The sequence below is a fragment of the Microbacterium sp. SZ1 genome, assembly GCF_002362255.1.
In the GTDB taxonomy this organism is placed as follows: Bacteria; Actinomycetota; Actinomycetes; order Actinomycetales; family Microbacteriaceae; genus Microbacterium.
On sequence record NZ_LPVV01000007.1, the window covers coordinates 57,440 to 76,217 of the forward strand.

Genomic DNA, 18,778 nt, shown 5'->3' on the forward strand with positions numbered 1-18,778 from the left:
ACACGTCAGCCCAGGAAGGCGGCCGCAGGCAACAGCTGCACCACGCCGAGCACGACTCCGACGATCGGCCACGCATACCCGCCGCGATCCGCCCGAGCGAGCACGATACCGATGATGCCGAGGACGAGGGCGACAGCTCCGAAGAACACCGCGATCGGCAGCGTGACGAACAGCAGCCAGCCGTAGTTCGGATCGATCGTGGAGGCGAGAACGAAAACGATCGCCGTCGGCACGATCCCGACGAGGGCCACGACCGTGGCCGCGATACCGCAGCCGAGAGCCCGGCGCCGGCGCGGTGGGGGAAGACCTGTCACGCGGACGAGTTTATCGATCGGCGTCGGAGGGGCGTCGAGCGCGGCCTGACGCGCCCATCGCTCGCCGAGTTTGCGTCGTCCGCGCGACAGCGAGAGGATGCCCCGGGACCCACACGGAGATGAGGCACATCATGCACGCGATCCTCGAGTACACCTACGTCGACGACTACCTCGACCGCCGCGACGCCCTGCGCGCGGCACACCTGGAGAAGGCGTGGGCGGCCGTCGACAACGGGGACCTGCTGCTCGGCGGAGCGGTCGGAGACGGCCCGTACACCGCGCTGCTGATCTTCACGGGGGAGGACCCGCTGCGCGCTGCCCGCGCATTCGCCGAGGCCGACCCCTATGTCACCGGCGGCCTCGTCCTGGCGTGGGAGGCGCGACCCTGGACGACGGTCGTCGGGAACGGCGCGGCGACGCCCGTGCGCCCCTGAGGTGCGGCCGCTGCACCCTCGTGCGGCACAGCGCGCCCGCTCCGGTGAGCGTGCGACGAATCACTCGTCCGTCGAGTCGATGAGCTCGAGCAGCTTGCGCAGCTCGTCTCTGATCTCGGTGTGGTCGTACTGCCCGGCGCGGCTCTCGCCCGAGATCACCCCCGAGCGATGCACGGAGCGGAAATCGCCGAACGGGAAGGTGTATGCCTTCTTCGTCTCGGAGTCCTCGCCTCTGTCTACCCCGAGATGCCAGTGCGAGAACTCCGTCCACCCGTGTTCTTCGATGAATCGGTTCTCGTCGTCGGCGCCGGGCGCCGCCTCCGACCAATCGTCGCGTTCGTCTCTGACGACCTTTCCTGCTCGTACGAGGGAGCGCGCGTGCTTCAGGGCTGGGCGATTCAGTTCGATGACCATGCCGGAACGGTAGATCCTCGGGGGCCGGGCGTCGGAGCCCCTTGACGAGCCTGCATCGACCTCTCGCATCTCGGCGGCCTGGGCCGACGGCGGATGGTGTGAGACCCTGCGGGGATGGATGAAGCACCACCCACCGGATCCCCGCTCATCATCGGCGTCATCGGGCTCGGACGCATGGGCGCGCCGGTCGCGCGGGCGTTGGCGGCGGAATTCGCGGTCGGCGGGTTCGATATCGATCACGCGCGCGGCGCGTCCGTTCCCGGTATACGGAGCTTCGGCACCGCCAGGGACCTGGCCGCGGCGAGTGAGGTGCTCGTGACCGTTCTGCCGGGTCCGGCCGAGCTGCGGGAGGTCATGTCCGAGGCTCTTCCCGCGCTTCCGGCCGGCGCGCTCTGGCTGGATCTCACCTCGGGTGATCCACTCGTCACTCGGGCTCTCGCGGCACAGGCGCACGACGGCTCGATCGATGTCGTGTCGGCTCCGATGGGCGGCTCCGTCGCCGAGGCCGAACGAGCCGCGCTCATCTTCTACCTCAGCGGCGCGGAATCCGCCGTGGAGCGTGCGGTGTCCGTCCTGCGACCGCTGTCCCGTCCGGACGGACTGCGGCGGGCGGGGTCGCGCCCCGAGGACGCGCAGATCGCGAAGCTGCTCGCGAACGGGCTCTGGTTCGCCCACGCCCTGGCTGCGGCGGAGGCGTTGCTCATCGGCCAGGGGCTGGGGATGCAGCCGTCGGACCTCCATCGACTCCTGCGCGACAGCGCCGGCGGCAGCCGATTCCTCGACGACCATGCGGAGCGGCTCCTGGAGGGCGACTACCTCACGACGTTCGGACTCGACCGAGTCGTCGACGAGCTCGACACCGTCGCCGCCATGGGTCGCGCCGCCGGTACGCCGACCCCGGTGCTCGATGCATCGGGCGCCGCGCACCGCGCCGCGCTGGAGCGGTACGGCCCGGAACTCGGAGAACTGCTCGCGGCGAGGATGCTGGAGGAGGATGCCGGACGCACGCTGCGGCGTGAGCAGGGTTGACCGACCCCGCTCGCGGTCGGGCTGGGCGTGCACGATCCGGGCGGGGCCGGTGGCTGCCGGCCCCCGCCGACCCGGCAGGTACAATGGGAAGCGGAGTGTCGGGAAGCCTGGTCGACGGATCCGTCGCCGACCCTGGACGACGGAGATCGACCAGAGGAGACCTTCTTGCGTATACCGACCCGCATCACGAACGCCCGAGCGCGGACCCGGCGGTGGGTCACAGCCGAGACGACGAGCGGCGTCATCCTGATGGTCGCCGCGGCCGTCGCCCTGCTGTGGGCGAACTCGCCGTGGCGGGAGGGCTACCAGGCGCTCTCCGAGATCACGATCGGTCCGGCCGCGCTGCACCTCGACCTGAGCCTGGCGACCTGGGCGGCCGACGGCCTGCTCGCTGTCTTCTTCTTCGTGGTCGGCGTCGAGCTCAAGCACGAGATCGTCGCGGGAAGCCTCCGCAACATCAAGACCGCCGCTGTGCCCGTGCTGGCGGCGGTGGGTGGCATGGTGATGCCGGCCCTCATCTTCATCGCGATCGTGTCGTTCGCCGGCGACCGGACCGCCGCGCACGGCTGGGCGATCCCCACCGCGACCGACATCGCGTTCGCCCTCGCCGTGCTGGCGATCTTCGGCCGCGGCCTGCCCCGCGCGCTGCGGACCTTCCTGCTCACGCTCGCCGTGGTCGATGACCTGCTCGCGATCGTCGTGATCGCGGTGTTCTACACCGGGGACATCAACCTGGTCTCGCTGCTGATCTCGCTCGCCTGCGTCGCGGTGTTCGCGCTGCTGACGCGGATGCGCAGGACCCGGTGGTGGCTGCTCGCTCCGGTCGCTCTCGCGGCGTGGGTGTTCATGCACGAGTCCGGCGTGCATGCCACCATCGCGGGCGTGCTGCTCGGCCTCACGGTGCCGGCGCTCCGCATGCACGGCGAGACCGAATCGCGGACCCATCGCTTCGACGATGCGATCCGCCCGTTCTCGTCGGGTGTCGCGCTGCCGATCTTCGCGTTCTTCGCCGCGGGGGTCACGCTCGTGGGCGGTGACGCGGCATCCGTGTTCCTGCAGCCGGTCGTCTTCGCGATCGTCGCCGGTCTCGTGATCGGCAAGGTGGTCGGCGTGCTCGGGGTCACGGCCCTCGTCACCCGGTTCACGCCCCTGCGGCTGCCCGATGCGATCGGCATCCGCGACCTGCTGCCGGTCGGTCTGCTCACCGGCATCGGCTTCACCGTCTCGCTGCTGATCGCCGAGCTGTCGTTCCCCGACACCGAGCACACCGACGGCGCGAAGATCGCCGTGCTCCTCGGCACCGTCATCGCCGCGGTGCTCGCCGCGGCGCTGCTGCGGTGGGATGCCAGGGCGGCGCGTCACACCGATATGAACGAGGACGGCGTGGTCGACGTCGACACCGCCCGCATCGGCGACGACGACTGAGAGATCGGGCGTTCTGAGACGAAGACGCGGGCAGGGCGCCCCGAGGATGCCCTGCCCGCTTGGTTCGCGGATGCCGTCGATCAGCCGATCGCGACAGCCAGCTCGTTCGGCGTGTGGTCGAGCTCCACCGAGGCGATGACCTCGCCGGTGGTGAGATCCACCGCGTGCACGCTGTTCGCGGCGGGCTCGGTCACGTAGGCGATGTCGCCGTCGACCTTGATCGCGGGGTGCGCGTCCCGCCACTCGGCCGGGCCCTCCCACGGGTCGATGACCGGGTACGACTCGGTCAGCTCGCCGGTCTCGGGGTCGAGCACGTGGATCTGCCCGTCGGTCGAGAGGATGTACGCGAGGTCGCCGGGACCGCGGGCGATGTCACGGAACGTGTACCGCACCTCGGCCGGCAGCTCGACGACCTCGAGGGTCTCGGCTGCGGTGTCGATCAGTGTCACGGCGCTCAGCAGGTAGCCCTCGGCATCCGGGTCGTTCTTGTAGTCGCCGACGACGATCGGGCTGGTCTCCGAGACGAAGGCGTTGCCCATGCGGCCGTACGCGTCGGGCGCGGTCAGCTTCGTGAACGTCTCGTCCTTGAACAGCAGCGCGCCGTTCTCGCAGCCGAAGATCACGGCCTCGTCCGCAGCGGTTCCCTCGCCGTGGATGCCGGGGCACTCGGCGCTTGCCGCGGCCTCGTCCCAGTGGTCGTCGTGGGCGTGCAGCGCCATCGCGCCGGAGCGAGAGGTCTCGTCGCCGACGGTCGTGACGAGCGTGCCGTCCTCCAGCACGATCGAGACGCCGTGGTGCGCGGCATCCGCCGTGTAGGTCGTCGATTCGGGCAGCGCGTCGTAGCCCTCGGCGAATCCATCGGTCGGCACGATCGTGGTGGTGCCGGTGCCGTCGTCGAACAGCACGGTGTTCTCGCCGTGAATGACGACGTGCCCCGCCGTGGTCGCCTCGAACAGCGCATCCGTGAGGGCGGGCTCGGCGGTGTCGAGCATCTGGAAGCCCTCGGAGGTGGTGACGGCGATCGTGCGGCCGTCGCCGAAGGGGTTGAGGCGCGTGAACTCCTCGGTCTCGAACTCGTCGACGACCTCGAGCGTCTCGGGGTCGAGCACGGCGATCCCGCCGGGGTACGAGATCGCGACGCGCCCGGTCTCGGTCGCGGCGGCCGGCGATTCCTCGTCGGCGGGCGCGGTGCTGCCCGCGCCGCCTGCACAGGCGGTGGCGAGCAGCGAGACGCCCGCCAGTGCCGCGACAGCGGCACTCATCCTCATGTGTCGCTTCATTGTGTTTCCTCTCGTGTCGGGCCCCGTCGGGGTCCTGTCATGGGTTCAGTCCGTCGGCGATGCGCTCGGTGTTGGCGCGCATCATCGTCAGGTAGGTGTCGGCGCCCTCGCCCGGGCCGGTGAGGGACTCGGTGAACAGCTCGACGACGTCGACCTGGATGCCGGCCTCGGAGGCCAGCACCTGGATCAGTCGGTCGGGCTGCGACGACTCGGCGAAGATCGTGCGCACGCCCGCCTCATCGATCGCGTCGGTGAGGTCGCGCAGATCGGCCGCGCTCGGGGCGGCGAGCGTGGTGCCGCCGGGGATGACCGCGCCGACGAGCCGGAAGTCGAACCGGTCGGCGAGGTAGCCGAAGACATGGTGATTGGTCACGAGCGCCCGGCGATCCGCGGGGATCTCGGCGAAGGCCGCCGACATCTCCTCGTCGAGCTCGGCGAGCTCGGCGCGGTAGTCGTCGGCGTTGGTCCGGATCTGCTCGGCGTCGATCCCGTTCACGCTCAGCAGCGCGCTCTCCAGAGCGTCGACCACGTCGACCACGCGCGCCGGGTCGGTCCAGAAGTGCGGGTCGTCGGCGCCGGCGGCATCCTCCGAGGTGTACGGGAGCACGTCGATCACATCGCCGGCGACGAGAGTCGGCACGCCCGCGGATGCCGTGCGATCGATGTGCTGCTGCAGGCCCTCTTCGAGCCCGAGGCCGTTCGTGACGAGCAGATCGGCGGCGTCCATCCGCGCCGCCTCCTGCGCCGAGATCTCGAACGAGTGCGGATCGGCATTCGGCTTCATGAGGGTCATGATCTCTGCGGCATCGCCGACGACGTTCGCGACGACGTCGCCGAGGATGTTCGTCGTCACGACGATCTGCGGTCGGTCCGAGCCCGCCGCCTCGGCGCAGCCGGTCATGCCGACACCGACCAGTGCGGCCGCGGCGAGCAGCGCGGAGGCGCGCAGCATCCTCATCGTCCGACCTCCGTGACGAACGTCGGAGCCGTCGGGGTCTCGAGTGACCGCGCGATGCGGGCGGCGTCTGCGTAGTCGATCTCGTGCACGACGCCCGCTGCGGGGTCGCCGACGTAGGCACGCTGCTCGTCCACGACGAGCGACGTGGCGGTTCCGCCGTCGGCGAGCACCGGCTCGGTGGCACCGACGCGCGCGCCGCCCTCGGCGAGGTGGACGACGATCCGCCCGTCGGCGTCGATCGCGACGACGTGGCCCTCGGCGTCGTCCACGGCGACCACGCGGGTGAGCGGGCGCTCGGTCGGCACCAGCGTCCACGTGCGCTCGCGAGTGTCGAGCAGCCAGAATCCGGTGGTCCCGGCCACGGCGGCGACGGTCGGGCGGCCCTTGCGGCCGTCGAACGTCAGGGCGCGGTCGGACGCCCCCGCCGGATACGGGATGCGCTCGGTGGCCAGCTCGCCGTCCTGCCAGATCGCGAGCACGGCGCCGTCTGCGCATCCGACGACGAGTCCGACGCGGGTCGTGATCGCCCCCTCGGGCTCCACGCACTCGACGGGAGTACCGGCCGACTCGCCGTCGCGGCCGTGGAACACGAGCGCATCGCCGTCGGTCACGAGCGCGCCGTCGCCGATCGGGGCGACGAGTCCGGTATCCGCCCCGGTGTCGATGCGGAACAGCGCGTCGATCCGTCCGTCGGAGAGCGCCTTGTTGTCGAGCAGCACGGCTTCTCCTGACCCGGCGAAGAACACCCCGGTGGTGCCGGCGGTCGACAGTGCGCCGAAGGTGACCGTCGCGGGGCCGTCGCCCGGCACGGTGCCGAGCAGGTCCGGGTCCGCGAGGTAGTAGTGGAAGTGGTCGCCGTGGTCCCAGCTCCACCGGCCCGAGTCGATGACCTCGAGGCCGTCGTCGGTGGTGACGAATCCGTAGCGGCCGTCGCTCGCAAGCGCCGTCGGTGCAGCGGTGGTGCCGAGGTCGATGGCCTCGTCGGTCAGGAGGTCGAGCACGGCGGCGGTCCCATCGGCGTCGATCGAGAGCAGTCCGAGCGGCGGCTCTGCGACCTCTTCCGCACCGGCGATCGCGCCGTGGCCGTCGCCGGTCGTCGGGGGCGTCGAGGGCGCGGCGCTCGGCGCTGGACTGCAGGCGGCGAGTGCGGCGACGGTCAGGACTGCGGGGAGCAGCAGGAGGGGACGGGAGGTCATCGGGTCCTTTCGGGGAGCGCGACGGGAACGAGCTCGGGCGACTCGGTCGGGCGGGATCCGGTGTCGCGGTGGTCGGTGGCGTGGTCGGCGGGGTGGCGTCTACGGGTGACGCGGGTCAGCACGGAGCGGGTGGTCGCCGAGACAGCCGCGAGCAGGACGGCGGTCATGGCGATCGACGGACCGGCCGCTGTGGCGACGTGCCACGACAGGAGCAGGCCGAGCAGTACGGCCGCGGCCCCGAAGGCGGTCGCCGCCACCATGGTCGTGGGGATGCGAGTCGTCCAGGCGCGGGCGGCGACCGCGGGGGCGAGGAGCAGACCCACGACGAGGAGCGTGCCGACCGCCTGGTACGACGCGACGACGGCCACCGTCACGAGAGCGACGAGTACGACGTGCGCGAGCTGCGGGCGGAGTCCGAGGGTGCGGGCGATGCGCGCGTCGAAGGCGGTGGTCACGAACGACCGGTGGAACCCGACCGAGACGCCGACCGTGACGACGACGGCGATCGCCAGCAGTGCGATGTCGTCGAGGCGGATGGCGAGGATGTCGCCGAACAGCAGAGCGGTGGCGTCGGTGGCGAAGCTGCGCGAGTGGGAGACGATGATCACGCCGAGCGACAGCATGGCGACGAAGAGCAGGCCGATGCTCGTGTCGTAGGAGAGCCGGCCGCGGCGCTGCAGCAGACCGATCGCCGCACTCATCGCGGCGGCGCTCAGTGCCGCGCCGAGCAGCACCGGTGCGCCGAGCACGGTGGCGAGCGCGACGCCGGGAAGCATCCCGTGACCGATGGCCTCACCGAGGAAAGCCATGCCGCGGATCACGACCCACGTGCCCACGACGCCGCAGATCACGGCGACGAGCACTCCGCCGCACAGGGCGCGGACGAAGAACTCGACGGTGAACGGCTCGAGGAAGGAGGACACGAGAAGCGACCCTACATGAAAGTGAGAATCATTCTCAAAATGGTAGGGTCGGCGTATGAACGCCTCTCACGTCCTGTCCGCGCGCGGCGTCTGCTTCGGCTACGCCGACGACGACGTGCTGCATTCCGTCGACCTCGATGTGCGGGCGGGGGAGATCGTCGCGCTCGCCGGTCACAACGGCTCCGGCAAGTCGACGCTGATCGAGGTCCTGGCGGGAGTGCGACCGCCCCGTCGCGGCGCCGTGCGTCGCGACGGCGATCTCGCACTCGTCGTGCAGCGGCCGGCGGTGCCGGATTCCCTGCCCGTCACGGCCGCCGACGTGGTGCGCATGGGCACGTGGAAGCGCGGCGCCCGGATATCTCGTGCCGCCGCCCGCCGCCTGGTCTCGCACGCGCTCGAGCGGGTCGGGATGAGTGAGCTGGCCGACCGTCCGCTGGCCGAGCTGTCGGGCGGGCAACGGCAGCGCGTCTTCCTCGCGCAGGGCATCGTGCGCGCGCCCGGCGTCCTGCTGCTGGACGAGGCGGCCGCCGGGCTCGATCGCGAGAGCGCGGCGCGCATGCAGGTCATCCTCCGCGAGGAAGCCGCGCGCGGCGCCGCGGTGTGCACCGTCACGCACCAGGACGACGCGGTCGCTGCCGCCGACCGCGTCGTCCGGTTGGAACGGGGCCGCGTGATCTAGCTCGCGGCATCCTCCGCCACGCGCACCGCGCGGAGCACGACGTCGCGGACGTGATGACCGCTCGCGGCTCCCGCGGGCCGGGGACGCGTCTCGTGCAGCGCGACCCGCCACGCCCGGTTCCCCGCGAGCGTCGCCGCGATCTCGTCGACGCCGACGAAGGCCGCCGGGTCGTACATGCGGGTCTGCTCGCCGACATCGATGGGCTCGCGGGTCCACGACGGCTCATGGCCGACCACCAGCAGCGTTCCGCCCACCGCGACGGCATCCAGCAGGCTGCGCAGCCCGCGCTGCTCAGGAGTCCGCGGGAACGAGCCGTACTGCAGCGATACGAGGTCGAACCGCTCGGCGCCGTACGGCGCGGGAGCGTTCGCGTCGCGCACCAGGGTGCGGACCTCGACGCCTCGTCGGTCGGCCTCCGTCCGCAGGCGGGCCAGCGCATTGGACGAGACGTCGACGGCGGTCACGGTCCATCCGCGCTCCGCGAGCCAGAGCGCATCGCCGCCCTCGCCGGCGCCCACGTCGAGGACTCGACCGGACGACATCCCCTCGACCTCGACCACGAGGGAGCCGTTCGGATCGCCGCTCCAGATCGGCTCGCGGTCTCCGTAGCGCGCATCCCACTCCGTCTGCACGCCCGATCGGCGGGTGCCGGCGGCGAGGTCCTCCCCGGCGAGGCTGAACGCGATCTGCGCACCGATCGTGCTGCCGTTCGCCGCGGCCGGGAGTACCTGGGCGCCGCCGTCGCTCACGTTGCCGGCGGCGAAGACGCCGTCGACGCTGGTGCGGCCGGTGGGGTCGACGACGAGCACCTCTCCGATACCGGCCGGATGGGGTGCCACCTCGAGATCGAGCGGCGCCAGCGCCTCCAGGCGCGGATGCACCCGGGTGCCCGTGAGAATGGCGTCGGCGGGCAGTGCGGAGCCGTCGGCGAGCTCGACGAGCAGCGCGCCGTCGTGATCTGTCACCCGTTCGACGGAACCCTCGAGCACCGGCACGCCGGATTCGCGCAGAGCGCGGAGCGCCTCGGCATCCACCCCCGGCTCTCCGTGCAGGACGACCGTGAGCTCCGCGCACAGGTGACGCATCAGCGGCGTCGGGTGCAGGCCCATGGCCGAGGTGACGATCTGCACGACCCGCTGATCCCGCACCTCCCAGCCGTGGCAGAACGGGCAGTGGATGACCTCGCGACCCCAGCGCTCGCGCAGGCCGTCGATGGGCGGGAGCTCGTCGACGAGTCCCGTGGCCACGAGCACCCGGCGGGCGACGAGTGCGTGGCCGCCGGTGAGCTCGACGCGGAATCCGTTCTCCTCCCGGTGCACGGCGGTGACGCGGCCGTCCAGCACCTCGCCGCCGTACGCGCGCACCTCTTCACGGCCGACCGCTCGGAGCTCGGCGGGCGCCGCGCCCTCGCGGCCGAGGTAGCCGTGCATGTGCGCGGCCGGGCTGTTGCGGGGGCTGCCGTCGTCGACGACGATCACCGATCGCCGCTGTCGGACGAGCTGCAGCGCACCGGCGAGTCCCGCGGCCGAACCGCCGATGACGGCGACATCGCAGTGGCGGGTCAGTGAGGAGGGGGTGGCGTGATCATGGCTCATGGCTCGAGCGTAGATCTGACATGCTGATAGCGGCAGATTGTTTGCAGGATTCGCAAGGAGATGCCATGCTGGAGATCATGCAGACCGATGATGTCGAGCGCGCAGCGCGGAGCCGGCTCCGCAGCATCCGCACCACCCTGGGCTACTCGCTCGACGAGATCGCCGAGCTCACGCAGCTCAGCCCGTCGACGATCAGCCGTATCGAGACGGGCAAGCGCGCTCTCAGCATCGATGTGCTCGTGCCGCTCGCGAACGCCCTGCAGGTGAGTCTCGACGCCCTCTTCGCGGCCGACGACGACGGTGACGTCGTGATCCGGCCCGCGCAGCACCGCTCCGGCACCCGCACGACCTGGCCGCTGAGCCGCGGCGACGGCCGGACGCTGGCCATGAAGATGCGACTCGAACCCGAGCCGGAGGCCGATCCGCCGACGCAGCGCGTGCACCCCGGCTTCGACTGGTTCCTCGTGCTCGAGGGACGCGTGCTGCTCTTCCTGGGGGAGCGGCGCATCGAGGTCGCGCGGGGGGAGGCGGCGGAGTTCTCGACCATGACCCCGCACGCCATCCGTGCGGTCGACGGGCCGGCGGAGCTGATCATGATCTTCGATCGCGAGGGACAGCGAGCACACGTGCACCAGTGAGCCCCGGGGCGCCACCGGTCACTCGGTCGTCAGACCCCGCAGGCGGTAGCCCATTCCCGGCTCGGTGATGATGTGCACCGGCGCCGCGGGCACCCGTTCCAGTTTCTTGCGCAGCTGCGAGATGTAGAGGCGGAGGTAGCCGGTGTCCTCCGCGTGCTCGGTGCCCCAGATCGTGGTGAGGAGCGTCTGGCGAGTGACGAGCTTGCCGGCGTTGCGGATGAGGATGTCGATCATCTGCCACTCCGTCGGCGTGAGCCGGATCTGCCGGTGGCCCTCGGCGGTCTCCCTCGTCACGCTCCGCGCTGCCAGGTCGATCGTGACGTCGCCCAGGCGCACGACGGGCAGCGCCTCCTCCTGCGGCACGCGGCGGGTCAGCGCCCGGATGCGCGCCAGCAGCTCCTCCACCGCGAAGGGCTTGGTGATGTAGTCGTCGGCTCCGGCATCCAGCGCCTCGACCTTGTCGGCGGCGCCCGCGCGGCCGGAGACGACGAGGATCGGGGCGGTCGACCAGCCTCGGATGCCGTGGATCACCTCGATCCCGTCGAGCTTCGGCATGCCGAGGTCGAGCAGGAAGAGGTCGGGGTGGTGATCGATCGCGGCGGCGATCGCTGCGGCGCCGTCGGCCGCGGTCACCACGTCGTACCCCTTCGCGGTGAGCGTGATGCGCAGCGCCCGGAGGATCTGGGGGTCGTCGTCGGCGATGAGGATCTTCATCGGTTCTCCTCGGTGAGGTCGGGTGCGGGTGCGGGTGCGGACACGGGCAGGGAGATGACCATCGTGAGACCGCCGCCCGGGGTGTCCTCGGGGGTGAGGGTGCCGTGCATGGCCTCGACGAAGCCGCGCGACAGGGCCAGACCGAGCCCGAGGCCCGACGAGTTGTCGGTGTCGCCCAGCCTCTGGAACGGCACGAAGATGTCGTCGCGACGGTCGACCGGAACTCCGGGGCCCCGGTCGATGATCCGGATCTCCAGGTGATCGCCGAACGTGCTCGTGCTCACGTGCACGGGGGAGCCCTCGGGGGAGTACCGGTGCGCGTTCGTGAGGAGGTTGACCACGACCCGCTGCAGCAGCACGGGGTCGACCTGCGCCACCGCGTCGTCGTGGTTGAGGGCGAGGGTGACCTCGGTGGGGCCCAGGTTCAGCTCGTCGAGCGCCGGGGCGATGACCTCCGCCGGATCCGTGGGGATCTCGGCGATCGTGAGCACGCCGGTCTGCAGCCGGCTCACGTCGAGCAGATCGGTCACGAGGGTGGCCAGTGCCGTCAGGCTCTCATCGGCGGTCTCCAGCAGCTCCTGCTTGTCGCGTCGATCGAGGTCCGGTCCGGCCGCGCGCAACCCGCCCACGGCCGCGGCCGCCGCGGCGAGCGGGCGCCGCAGGTCGTGGCTCAGCGCCGACAGCAGGGCACCGCGCACCCGGTCGGAGGCCGCGATGGGCTCGATCTCCTTCGCCGTCAGCTCGAGGCGCTGATGCTCGAGGGCGGCCGCGAGCTGCGCGGTCACGACCGCGAGCAGTCGGCGCTCGGATGCCGCCACATCGCCGCCGTGGAGTTCGAGGACGGCGTCGTCGGTCACGCGGATGACGGTGTGGCGGTTGTCGCGGAGGGGCTCACCGGCCCGCGCGATGACGTCCTCGCCGCGCATGAGGCGCACGCCGGGCAGCTGGAAGGCCTCTCGCGTGCGATCGATGAGCGCCTGGATCGCGTTCTCGCCGCGCAGCACGCTGCCGGCGATGGTCTGGATCAGCTCGGACTCAGCTGCCGACCGACGCGCTGACCGCGTGTATCGCGCGGCGCGGTCGACGATGAAGCTCACCATGCTGGCGATGACGACGTAGAGGATGATCGCGAGCAGGTGGTGGGGTTCGTGGATGTGGATCGTGTACAGCGGCTCGATGAAGAGGAAGTCGAGTGTGATGCCCGACAGCACCGCGGCGAACAGGGCGGGCCAGATGCCGCCGACGAGCGCGACGATCACGACGAGCAGCTGGTAGCTCAGCACATCGGTCGTGATCGACTCGGGGCTGCGAAAGAGCGAGAGGAAGATCGTGAGCGCGGGGCCGCCGAGCAGCGCGACGACGAACCCCAGCACGCGCCGCTTCACGGTAAGCGCTCCGGTCAGGGGCGGCAGCGCGGCACGACGACCGGCCGCGGAGTGGTTCACCATGTGCACGTCGATGTCACCCGACTCGCGCACGACCGTCGCGCCGATCCCCGGACCCGTGAAGGCGGCGGCGAAGCGGCTTCGGCGGCTCGCGCCGAGCACCAGCTGCGTGGCGTTGACCGAGCGCGCGAACTCGACGAGCGCGGTCGGGACGTCCTCGCCGACGACCTGGTGATAGGTGCCGTTGAGCTTCTCGACCAGCGCACGCTGCTCGGTCAGCACGACCGGATTCGCGGCGCGTAGTCCGTCCTGACTCGTGACGTGGACGGCGATGAGCTCTCCGCCCGCAGAGCGCGAGGCGATGCGGGACCCGCGGCGGAGCAGCGTCTCGCCCTCCGGACCTCCGGTGAGGGCGACGACCACGCGCTCCCGCGCCTCCCACGTGCTGTCGATCCCGTGCTCGGCGCGGTATCCCTTGAGCGCCTGATCGACCTCGTCGGCCAGCCAGATGAGGGCGAGTTCGCGGAGCGCGGTGAGGTTGCCGAGACGGAAGTAGTTCGACAGCGCGGCGTCGATGCGCTCGGCCGGGTAGACGAAGCCGCCGGACAGCCGGTCGCGCAGCGCCTGCGGGGCCAGGTCGATCACCTCGATCTGGTCGGCGCTGCGCAGCACGTTGTCGGGCACGGTCTCGCGCTGCGGCACGCCGGTGATCTGCTCGACCACGTCGTTCAGGGACTCGATGTGCTGGATGTTCAGCGTGGAGATGACGTCGATGCCCGCCGCGAGGAGCTCCTCGACGTCCTGCCAGCGCTTCTCGTGGCGCGAGCCGGGGGCGTTGGTGTGGGCGAGCTCGTCGACGAGGGCGACCGAGGGCGCGCGGCGCAGCAGAGCCGCGAGGTCCATCTCCTCGAGGTCGACGCCCCGGTGCCCGACGTTCGCCCGGGGGATCGACGGCAGCCCGTCGGTCATCGAGGCGGTCGCCGCGCGGCCGTGCGTCTCGACGATGCCGATCACGACGTCCTTGCCCTCTGCGAGGAGGCGTCGTCCCTCCTCGAGCATCGTGTAGGTCTTGCCGACGCCGGGGGCGGCGCCGAGCAGCACGCGAAGCCGCCCCCGGGTGGTCATGCTCAGCCCTCCCGCTCGTCGAGCGCGAGGTTCAGCTCGACCACGTTCACGACGCTCTCGCCGAGGTAGCCGAGGTCCGGCCCGCTCGTGGCGGCCGCGACGGCCGCGGCCACCACTTCCTGCGACATGCCGCGGGCACCGGCCACGCGCGCGATCTGGATCCGTGCGTACTCCGGGCTGATGTGCGGGTCGAGGCCCGAGGCCGATGAGGTCACGGCGTCGGCGGGCACAGCATCCTCGGAGACACCGTTGAACTCCGCGATCTGCGTCTTGCGCTCGGCGATCGCGGCGATCAGGTCCTCGCTCTCCGGGCCCTGGTTGGTGCCCGCCGAGGCGGTGCCGTCGTAGCCGTCGCCGGCCGCGGAGGGCCTGCTCTGGAAGTACTCCGGGAGCGGCTCGCCGTCGGCGTCGGTGAACGACTGCCCGATGAGCGAGGACCCGACGACGTCTCCCTCTTCCGAGACGAGGGCCGACCCGTTGGCCTGGGCGGGCAGCGCCAGCTGGCCGATGCCGGTGATCAGCAGCGTGTAGCCGATGCCGAGGACGACGGTGAACATGAGCATCGTGCGGACCGCGACCCCGAGGGTGCGGCCGCCGCTGCGTGTTCCAGCGTTCATGAGTGTGCGACTCCTTGAGAGATCAGAAACCGGGGATCAGGCGCACGACCAGGTCGATGAGCCAGATGCCGACGAAGGGGGTGATGATGCCGCCGAGTCCGTACACGGCGAGGTTGCGCCCGAGGATCTTGGAGGCGTTGAGAGGGCGGTACTTCACGCCTCGGAGCGCGAGCGGCACGAGGAAGACGATGACGATCGCGTTGAAGATCACGGCCGACAGCACGGCGGATGCCGGGGAGTGCAGCCCCATGACGTTCAGCACCGCGAGCTGCTGGAAGACGCCCATGAAGATCGCCGGGATGATCGCGAAGTACTTCGCGATGTCGTTCGCGATCGAGAAGGTCGTCAACGCGCCGCGCGTGATGAGCAGCTGCTTGCCGATCGCCACGATGTCGATGAGCTTGGTCGGGTCGGAGTCGAGGTCGACCATGTTGCCGGCCTCCTTCGCCGCCGACGTCCCCGTGTTCATCGCCACGCCGACGTCGGCCTGAGCGAGCGCCGGGGCGTCGTTCGTGCCGTCTCCGGTCATGGCGACGAGGTTGCCGCCCTCCTGCTCGGTGCGGATGTAGGCGAGCTTCTGCTCGGGCGTGGCCTCGGCGAGGAAGTCGTCGACCCCCGCCTCCTTCGCGATCGCCGCGGCGGTGAGGGGGTTGTCGCCCGTCACCATGACCGTGCGGATGCCCATCGCCCGGAGCTCGGCGAACCGGTCGGTCAGCCCCTCCTTGACGATGTCCTTGAGGTGGACGACGCCGAGGATCCGGTCGCTCTCGGCCGCGGAGCGCACGGCGACGACCAGTGGGGTGCCGCCGCTCGACGCGACGCCGTCGGTGAGGGCGGCGAGCTCGGCATCCGGGTCGAGGCCGAGCCAGGCCGCGACGGCGGAGCCGGCACCCTTGCGGATCTGCGTGCCGTCGGCGAGGTCGAGTCCCGACATGCGGGTCTGAGCCGTGAACGGCACGACGACGGCATCCGCCGGCTGCTCGACGTGAATGCCGCGGCCGTCCGCCAGGTCGACGATCGATGCCCCCTCGGGCGTGGGGTCGGCGAGCGAGGAGAGGGCGGCGATGCGCAGCAGTTCGTCGGCGTCGATCCCCGACAGGGGGAGCACCTCGCTCGCGCGGCGGTTGCCGTACGTGATCGTGCCGGTCTTGTCGAGCAGCAGCGTCGTGACGTCGCCGGCCGCCTCGACCGCCCGGCCCGACATCGCGAGCACATTGCGCTGCACGAGACGGTCCATTCCCGCGATGCCGATGGCCGACAGGAGCGCGCCGATCGTCGTCGGGATCAGGCAGACCAGCAGCGCGATGAGCACGGTGATGCTGGCGGGACTCGCCGGGTACGAGGCGATCGGGTTGAGCGTCAGCGCGACCATCACGAACACGATCGACAGGCTCGCGAGCAGGATGTTCAGGGCGATCTCGTTGGGGGTGCGCTGACGGGCCGCCCCCTCGACGAGGGCGATCATGCGGTCGACGAACGTCTCGCCGGGCTTCGACGTGATGCGCACGACGATGCGGTCGGAGAGCACCCGCGTGCCGCCGGTGACAGCCGACCGGTCGCCGCCGGACTCTCGCACGACGGGCGCCGACTCGCCGGTGATGGCCGATTCGTCGACGCTCGCGATGCCCCAGACGATGTCGCCGTCGCCGGGGATCAGCTCGCCGGCCGACACGACGACCGTGTCGCCGAGGCGGAGATCAGCCGAGGAGACGTCCTCGATGCGGGCGTCGTCCGCCTGTCCGTCGGTCGCCGGGTCATAGCCGTCGAGCCGGTGCGCCGTGGTGCTGGTGCGGGTCTTGCGCAGGGTGTCGGCCTGCGCCTTGCCCCGGCCCTCGGCGATCGACTCGGCGAGGTTCGCGAACACGACGGTGAGCCACAGCCACACGGCGATGATCCCGGTGAACGACCACGGGACGCTGCTGCCGCCCGAGGTCGCTGGACCGCCGAGGAACGGCTCAGCGACGGCGAGCAGCGTCGTCAGCGCAGCGCCGACCCACACGAGGAACATGACGGGGTTGCGCCATTGATCGCGCGGATCGAGCTTGCGCAGCGCGCCGGGCAGCGCAGCCCGGACCTGGGTCCAGGTGAGCGTCTTGCGACGGGCAGGGGTCGCGGTCTTCGCCGCGGCGGGCGAGGACGAGGGGGTGCGAGTGAGGGTGGACATGGTCACAGAAGCCCTTCCGCCAGGGGACCCAGCGTGAGAACGGGGAAGAAGACGAGTGCGGTCACGAGGACCGCGGTGCCGGCGGTGAGACCGACGAACAGCGGACGATGCGTCGGCAGCGTGCCCGCGGTGGCGGGTACCTTGTCCTGCGCGGCCAGCGAACCGGCGAGGGCCAGGACGAGCGCGATCGGCAGGAACCGCCCGAGCAGCATCGCGACGCCGAGCGCGGCGGTCAGCCACGGCGTGCTGGCGGTGAGGCCGGCGAAGGCGGATCCGTTGTTGTTGGCAGCGGACGCGAACGCGTAGATCACCTCGGACAGACCGTGCGATCCGGTGTTCGCGAGCGATTCGTCGACGATGCTGCCGCGCAGAGCGGGGACGGCGAAGCTCAGGGCGACGCCGCCGAGCACGAGGATCGGCATCACGAGGATGTACAGGCTCGCGAGCTTCATCTCCCGCGGACCGATCTTCTTGCCGAGGTACTCCGGGGTGCGGCCGACGAGGAGACCCGCGACGAACACCGCGATGACGGCGATGATCAGCATCCCGTACAGCCCCGAGCCGACTCCACCGGGGGCGATCTCGCCGAGGAGCATGTTGACCATCGGCATCATGCCGCCGAGCGCGGTGTACGAGTCGTGCATCGAGTTCACCGACCCCGTCGAGGTCAGCGTGGTCGTCGACGCGTAGAGCACCGACTGCACGAGGCCGAACCGCGCCTCTTTGCCCTCCATCGCGGCGCCGGCGAGTTCCGGTGCGCTGCCGCGCCCCGCGAACTCGAAGGCCGCGAGGGCGAAGGTCGAGGCGAGGAAGAGCGTGCCCATCACGGCGAGGATCGCGAAACCCTGGCGGTTGTCGCCGACCATCCTGCCGAACGTGCGGGGGAGGGAGATCGGGATCAGCAGGATGAGGAAGCACTGCAGCAGGCTCGTCCAGGCCGTCGGGTTCTCGAACGGGTGCGCGGCGTTCGCGTTGTAGAAGCCGCCGCCGTTCGTGCCGATCTCCTTGATGGCCTCCTGCGAGGCGACAGGGCCGCCGGGGAGGGTCTGCGTGCCGCCGGTGACGGTGGTCACATCGACGTTGCCCGAGAAGTTCTGCACGACGCCGCCGGCGATGAGCACGACGGCCGCGACGATCGAGAGCGGCAGCAGGATGCGGAACGTGCCGCGCACGAGATCGACCCAGAAGTTGCCGATCACGCCAGACCGCCGGGAGGCGAATCCGCGCACCAGCGCAATCGCGACGGCGATGCCGGTCGCAGCCGAGACGAAGTTCTGCACGGCCAGGCCGGCGAACTGCACGGTGTACGACAGCGCCTCGCCGGAGTACGCCTGCCAGTTCGTGTTGGTCACGAAGGAGATCGCGGTGTTGAAGGCGACGCCCGGCTCGACGTTCGCGTTGCCGAGGGAGTACGGAAGCCACTGCTGCGTGCGCTGCAGGACGAAGAGCAGCAGCACGCCGACGAGGGAGAAGTACAGCACCGAGCGCAGGTACGCCTGCCAGGACTGCTCGCGCGTAGGATCGACGCCGATGACCTTGAAGACGCCGCGCTCGAGAGCCCAGTCCCTGCGGGTGGTGAACGTCCAGGCCATGTAGTCGCCGACCGGACGGTAGACGAGGGCGAGGGCGAGGGCGAGCGTGGCGACGCTCGCGATCAGCAGACCCCACTCCATCAGAAACGCTCCGGTTTCACGAGGGCGAACACCAGGTAGACGACGGCCGCGACGCCGAGCACGGTCGCGAGGAGCTCGAAGACGATCACAGCTTCTCCACCGCCTTCCCGACGAGGCCGACGGTCACGAACAGGACGATCACGCCCAGCACGTAGACGAGGTCAAGCACGACAAGCTCCATTCACGCTTCGGCGATCACCGGGCGGGGACCGCGC

At 70.8% G+C, this 18,778-nt stretch carries 18 protein-coding genes; 5 read left to right on the forward strand and 13 right to left on the reverse strand.

All coding sequences use genetic code 11. The annotated features are described in order from the left end of the window. Positions 1–5: 5 nt before the first annotated feature. The gene (locus AUC47_RS06575; RefSeq protein WP_143740708.1) at positions 6–314 is read right to left on the reverse strand and encodes a hypothetical protein; all 309 of its coding nucleotides are present in this window, start codon (positions 312–314) and stop codon (positions 6–8) included. A 131-nt stretch (positions 315–445) separates the two neighbouring features. On the opposite strand from AUC47_RS06575, the gene AUC47_RS06580 reads away from it, so the two are divergent. Then, positions 446–748, forward strand: a complete 303-nt coding sequence (locus tag AUC47_RS06580) for a YciI-like protein (RefSeq protein WP_096714454.1) — start codon at positions 446–448, stop codon at positions 746–748. 60 nt (positions 749–808) lie between these two features. Here the strand turns inward: AUC47_RS06580 and AUC47_RS06585 are convergent, their stop codons facing one another. Then, positions 809–1,162 (reverse strand): hypothetical protein, encoded by a 354-nt coding sequence (locus AUC47_RS06585; RefSeq protein ID WP_096714419.1) that lies wholly within the window; start codon positions 1,160–1,162, stop codon positions 809–811. 114 nt (positions 1,163–1,276) lie between these two features. Between AUC47_RS06585 and AUC47_RS06590 the strand changes: the two genes are divergently transcribed. Then, entirely contained in the window at positions 1,277–2,191 is a 915-nt protein-coding gene (locus tag AUC47_RS06590) for an NAD(P)-dependent oxidoreductase (RefSeq protein ID WP_096714420.1), read from the forward strand. 165 nt (positions 2,192–2,356) lie between these two features. Further along, positions 2,357–3,616: a Na+/H+ antiporter NhaA gene (gene nhaA / locus AUC47_RS06595; RefSeq protein ID WP_179297542.1), complete on the forward strand. Its 1,260-nt coding sequence runs from the start codon at positions 2,357–2,359 to the stop codon at positions 3,614–3,616. A gap of 80 nt (positions 3,617–3,696) precedes the next feature. On the opposite strand, the gene aztD is transcribed toward nhaA, so the two are convergent. From aztD to aztB, 4 genes are read right to left on the reverse strand one after another with little or no spacing between them, the layout of a single operon-like run. Next, positions 3,697–4,884: a zinc metallochaperone AztD gene (gene aztD / locus AUC47_RS06600; RefSeq protein ID WP_096714456.1), complete on the reverse strand. Its 1,188-nt coding sequence runs from the start codon at positions 4,882–4,884 to the stop codon at positions 3,697–3,699. A 49-nt stretch (positions 4,885–4,933) separates the two neighbouring features. Beyond that, complete coding sequence (aztC, locus tag AUC47_RS06605; RefSeq protein ID WP_096714421.1) at positions 4,934–5,854, reverse strand: zinc ABC transporter substrate-binding protein AztC; 921 nt, start codon at positions 5,852–5,854, stop codon at positions 4,934–4,936. Further along, a complete protein-coding gene (locus AUC47_RS06610) occupies positions 5,851–7,050 on the reverse strand; it encodes an ABC transporter (protein ID WP_096714422.1) in 1,200 nt (399 codons plus the stop codon). The genes aztC and AUC47_RS06610 overlap by 4 nt, the downstream gene beginning before the upstream one ends. Next, complete coding sequence (gene aztB / locus AUC47_RS06615) at positions 7,047–7,973, reverse strand: zinc ABC transporter permease AztB (RefSeq protein WP_096714423.1); 927 nt, start codon at positions 7,971–7,973, stop codon at positions 7,047–7,049. Before aztB ends, AUC47_RS06610 begins: the two co-directional genes overlap by 4 nt. A gap of 55 nt (positions 7,974–8,028) precedes the next feature. Between aztB and AUC47_RS06620 the strand changes: the two genes are divergently transcribed. Beyond that, positions 8,029–8,652 (forward strand): metal ABC transporter ATP-binding protein, encoded by a 624-nt coding sequence (locus AUC47_RS06620; protein ID WP_096714424.1) that lies wholly within the window; start codon positions 8,029–8,031, stop codon positions 8,650–8,652. Here the strand turns inward: AUC47_RS06620 and AUC47_RS06625 are convergent. Then, complete coding sequence (locus AUC47_RS06625; RefSeq protein WP_096714425.1) at positions 8,649–10,247, reverse strand: bifunctional NAD(P)/FAD-dependent oxidoreductase/class I SAM-dependent methyltransferase; 1,599 nt, start codon at positions 10,245–10,247, stop codon at positions 8,649–8,651. The two genes, AUC47_RS06620 and AUC47_RS06625, sit on opposite strands and share 4 nt — an antisense overlap. A 65-nt stretch (positions 10,248–10,312) precedes the next feature. Here AUC47_RS06625 and AUC47_RS06630 point away from each other — a divergent pair, with 65 nt between their 5' ends. Further along, positions 10,313–10,885, forward strand: a complete 573-nt coding sequence (locus AUC47_RS06630) for a helix-turn-helix transcriptional regulator (protein ID WP_256999471.1) — start codon at positions 10,313–10,315, stop codon at positions 10,883–10,885. 18 nt (positions 10,886–10,903) lie between these two features. Here the strand turns inward: AUC47_RS06630 and AUC47_RS06635 are convergent, their stop codons facing one another. From AUC47_RS06635 to AUC47_RS06660, 6 genes are read right to left on the reverse strand one after another with little or no spacing between them, the layout of a single operon-like run. Further along, on the reverse strand, positions 10,904–11,599 hold the full coding sequence (locus tag AUC47_RS06635) for a response regulator (RefSeq protein ID WP_096714426.1): 696 nt from the start codon (positions 11,597–11,599) through the stop codon (positions 10,904–10,906). Continuing rightward, positions 11,596–14,109 carry an ATP-binding protein gene (locus tag AUC47_RS06640; protein ID WP_096714427.1) on the reverse strand — a complete coding sequence of 838 codons (2,514 nt, stop codon included), beginning with the start codon at positions 14,107–14,109 and terminating at the stop codon, positions 11,596–11,598. Before AUC47_RS06640 ends, AUC47_RS06635 begins: the two co-directional genes overlap by 4 nt. A gap of 2 nt (positions 14,110–14,111) precedes the next feature. After that, entirely contained in the window at positions 14,112–14,726 is a 615-nt protein-coding gene (gene kdpC / locus AUC47_RS06645) for a potassium-transporting ATPase subunit KdpC (RefSeq protein ID WP_096714428.1), read from the reverse strand. Between the two features lie 22 nt (positions 14,727–14,748). After that, the gene (gene kdpB, locus AUC47_RS06650; RefSeq protein WP_096714429.1) at positions 14,749–16,890 is read right to left on the reverse strand and encodes a potassium-transporting ATPase subunit KdpB; all 2,142 of its coding nucleotides are present in this window, start codon (positions 16,888–16,890) and stop codon (positions 14,749–14,751) included. A gap of 2 nt (positions 16,891–16,892) precedes the next feature. Beyond that, a complete protein-coding gene (gene kdpA, locus AUC47_RS06655) occupies positions 16,893–18,563 on the reverse strand; it encodes a potassium-transporting ATPase subunit KdpA (protein ID WP_096714430.1) in 1,671 nt (556 codons plus the stop codon). Then, positions 18,563–18,652, reverse strand: coding sequence for a potassium-transporting ATPase subunit F (locus AUC47_RS06660; protein WP_081996993.1), 90 nt, complete (start codon positions 18,650–18,652; stop codon positions 18,563–18,565). The genes kdpA and AUC47_RS06660 overlap by 1 nt, the downstream gene beginning before the upstream one ends. Positions 18,653–18,778: the final 126 nt, after the last annotated feature.

Bases quoted from the DNA above. Each gene is read 5' to 3' on its own strand.
- AUC47_RS06580 (WP_096714454.1), top strand. From the start codon at position 446: ATGCACGCGATCCTCGAGTACACCTACGTCGACGACTACCTCGACCGC.
- AUC47_RS06585 (WP_096714419.1), bottom strand. From the start codon at position 1,162: ATGGTCATCGAACTGAATCGCCCAGCCCTGAAGCACGCGCGCTCCCTC.
- AUC47_RS06590 (WP_096714420.1), top strand. From the start codon at position 1,277: ATGGATGAAGCACCACCCACCGGATCCCCGCTCATCATCGGCGTCATC.
- aztD (WP_096714456.1), bottom strand. From the start codon at position 4,884: ATGAGGATGAGTGCCGCTGTCGCGGCACTGGCGGGCGTCTCGCTGCTC.
- aztC (WP_096714421.1), bottom strand. From the start codon at position 5,854: ATGAGGATGCTGCGCGCCTCCGCGCTGCTCGCCGCGGCCGCACTGGTC.
- AUC47_RS06610 (WP_096714422.1), bottom strand. From the start codon at position 7,050: ATGACCTCCCGTCCCCTCCTGCTGCTCCCCGCAGTCCTGACCGTCGCC.
- AUC47_RS06620 (WP_096714424.1), top strand. From the start codon at position 8,029: ATGAACGCCTCTCACGTCCTGTCCGCGCGCGGCGTCTGCTTCGGCTAC.
- AUC47_RS06625 (WP_096714425.1), bottom strand. From the start codon at position 10,247: ATGAGCCATGATCACGCCACCCCCTCCTCACTGACCCGCCACTGCGAT.
- AUC47_RS06630 (WP_256999471.1), top strand. From the start codon at position 10,313: ATGCTGGAGATCATGCAGACCGATGATGTCGAGCGCGCAGCGCGGAGC.
- AUC47_RS06635 (WP_096714426.1), bottom strand. From the start codon at position 11,599: ATGAAGATCCTCATCGCCGACGACGACCCCCAGATCCTCCGGGCGCTG.
- AUC47_RS06640 (WP_096714427.1), bottom strand. From the start codon at position 14,109: ATGACCACCCGGGGGCGGCTTCGCGTGCTGCTCGGCGCCGCCCCCGGC.
- kdpC (WP_096714428.1), bottom strand. From the start codon at position 14,726: ATGAACGCTGGAACACGCAGCGGCGGCCGCACCCTCGGGGTCGCGGTC.
- kdpB (WP_096714429.1), bottom strand. From the start codon at position 16,890: ATGTCCACCCTCACTCGCACCCCCTCGTCCTCGCCCGCCGCGGCGAAG.
- kdpA (WP_096714430.1), bottom strand. From the start codon at position 18,563: ATGGAGTGGGGTCTGCTGATCGCGAGCGTCGCCACGCTCGCCCTCGCC.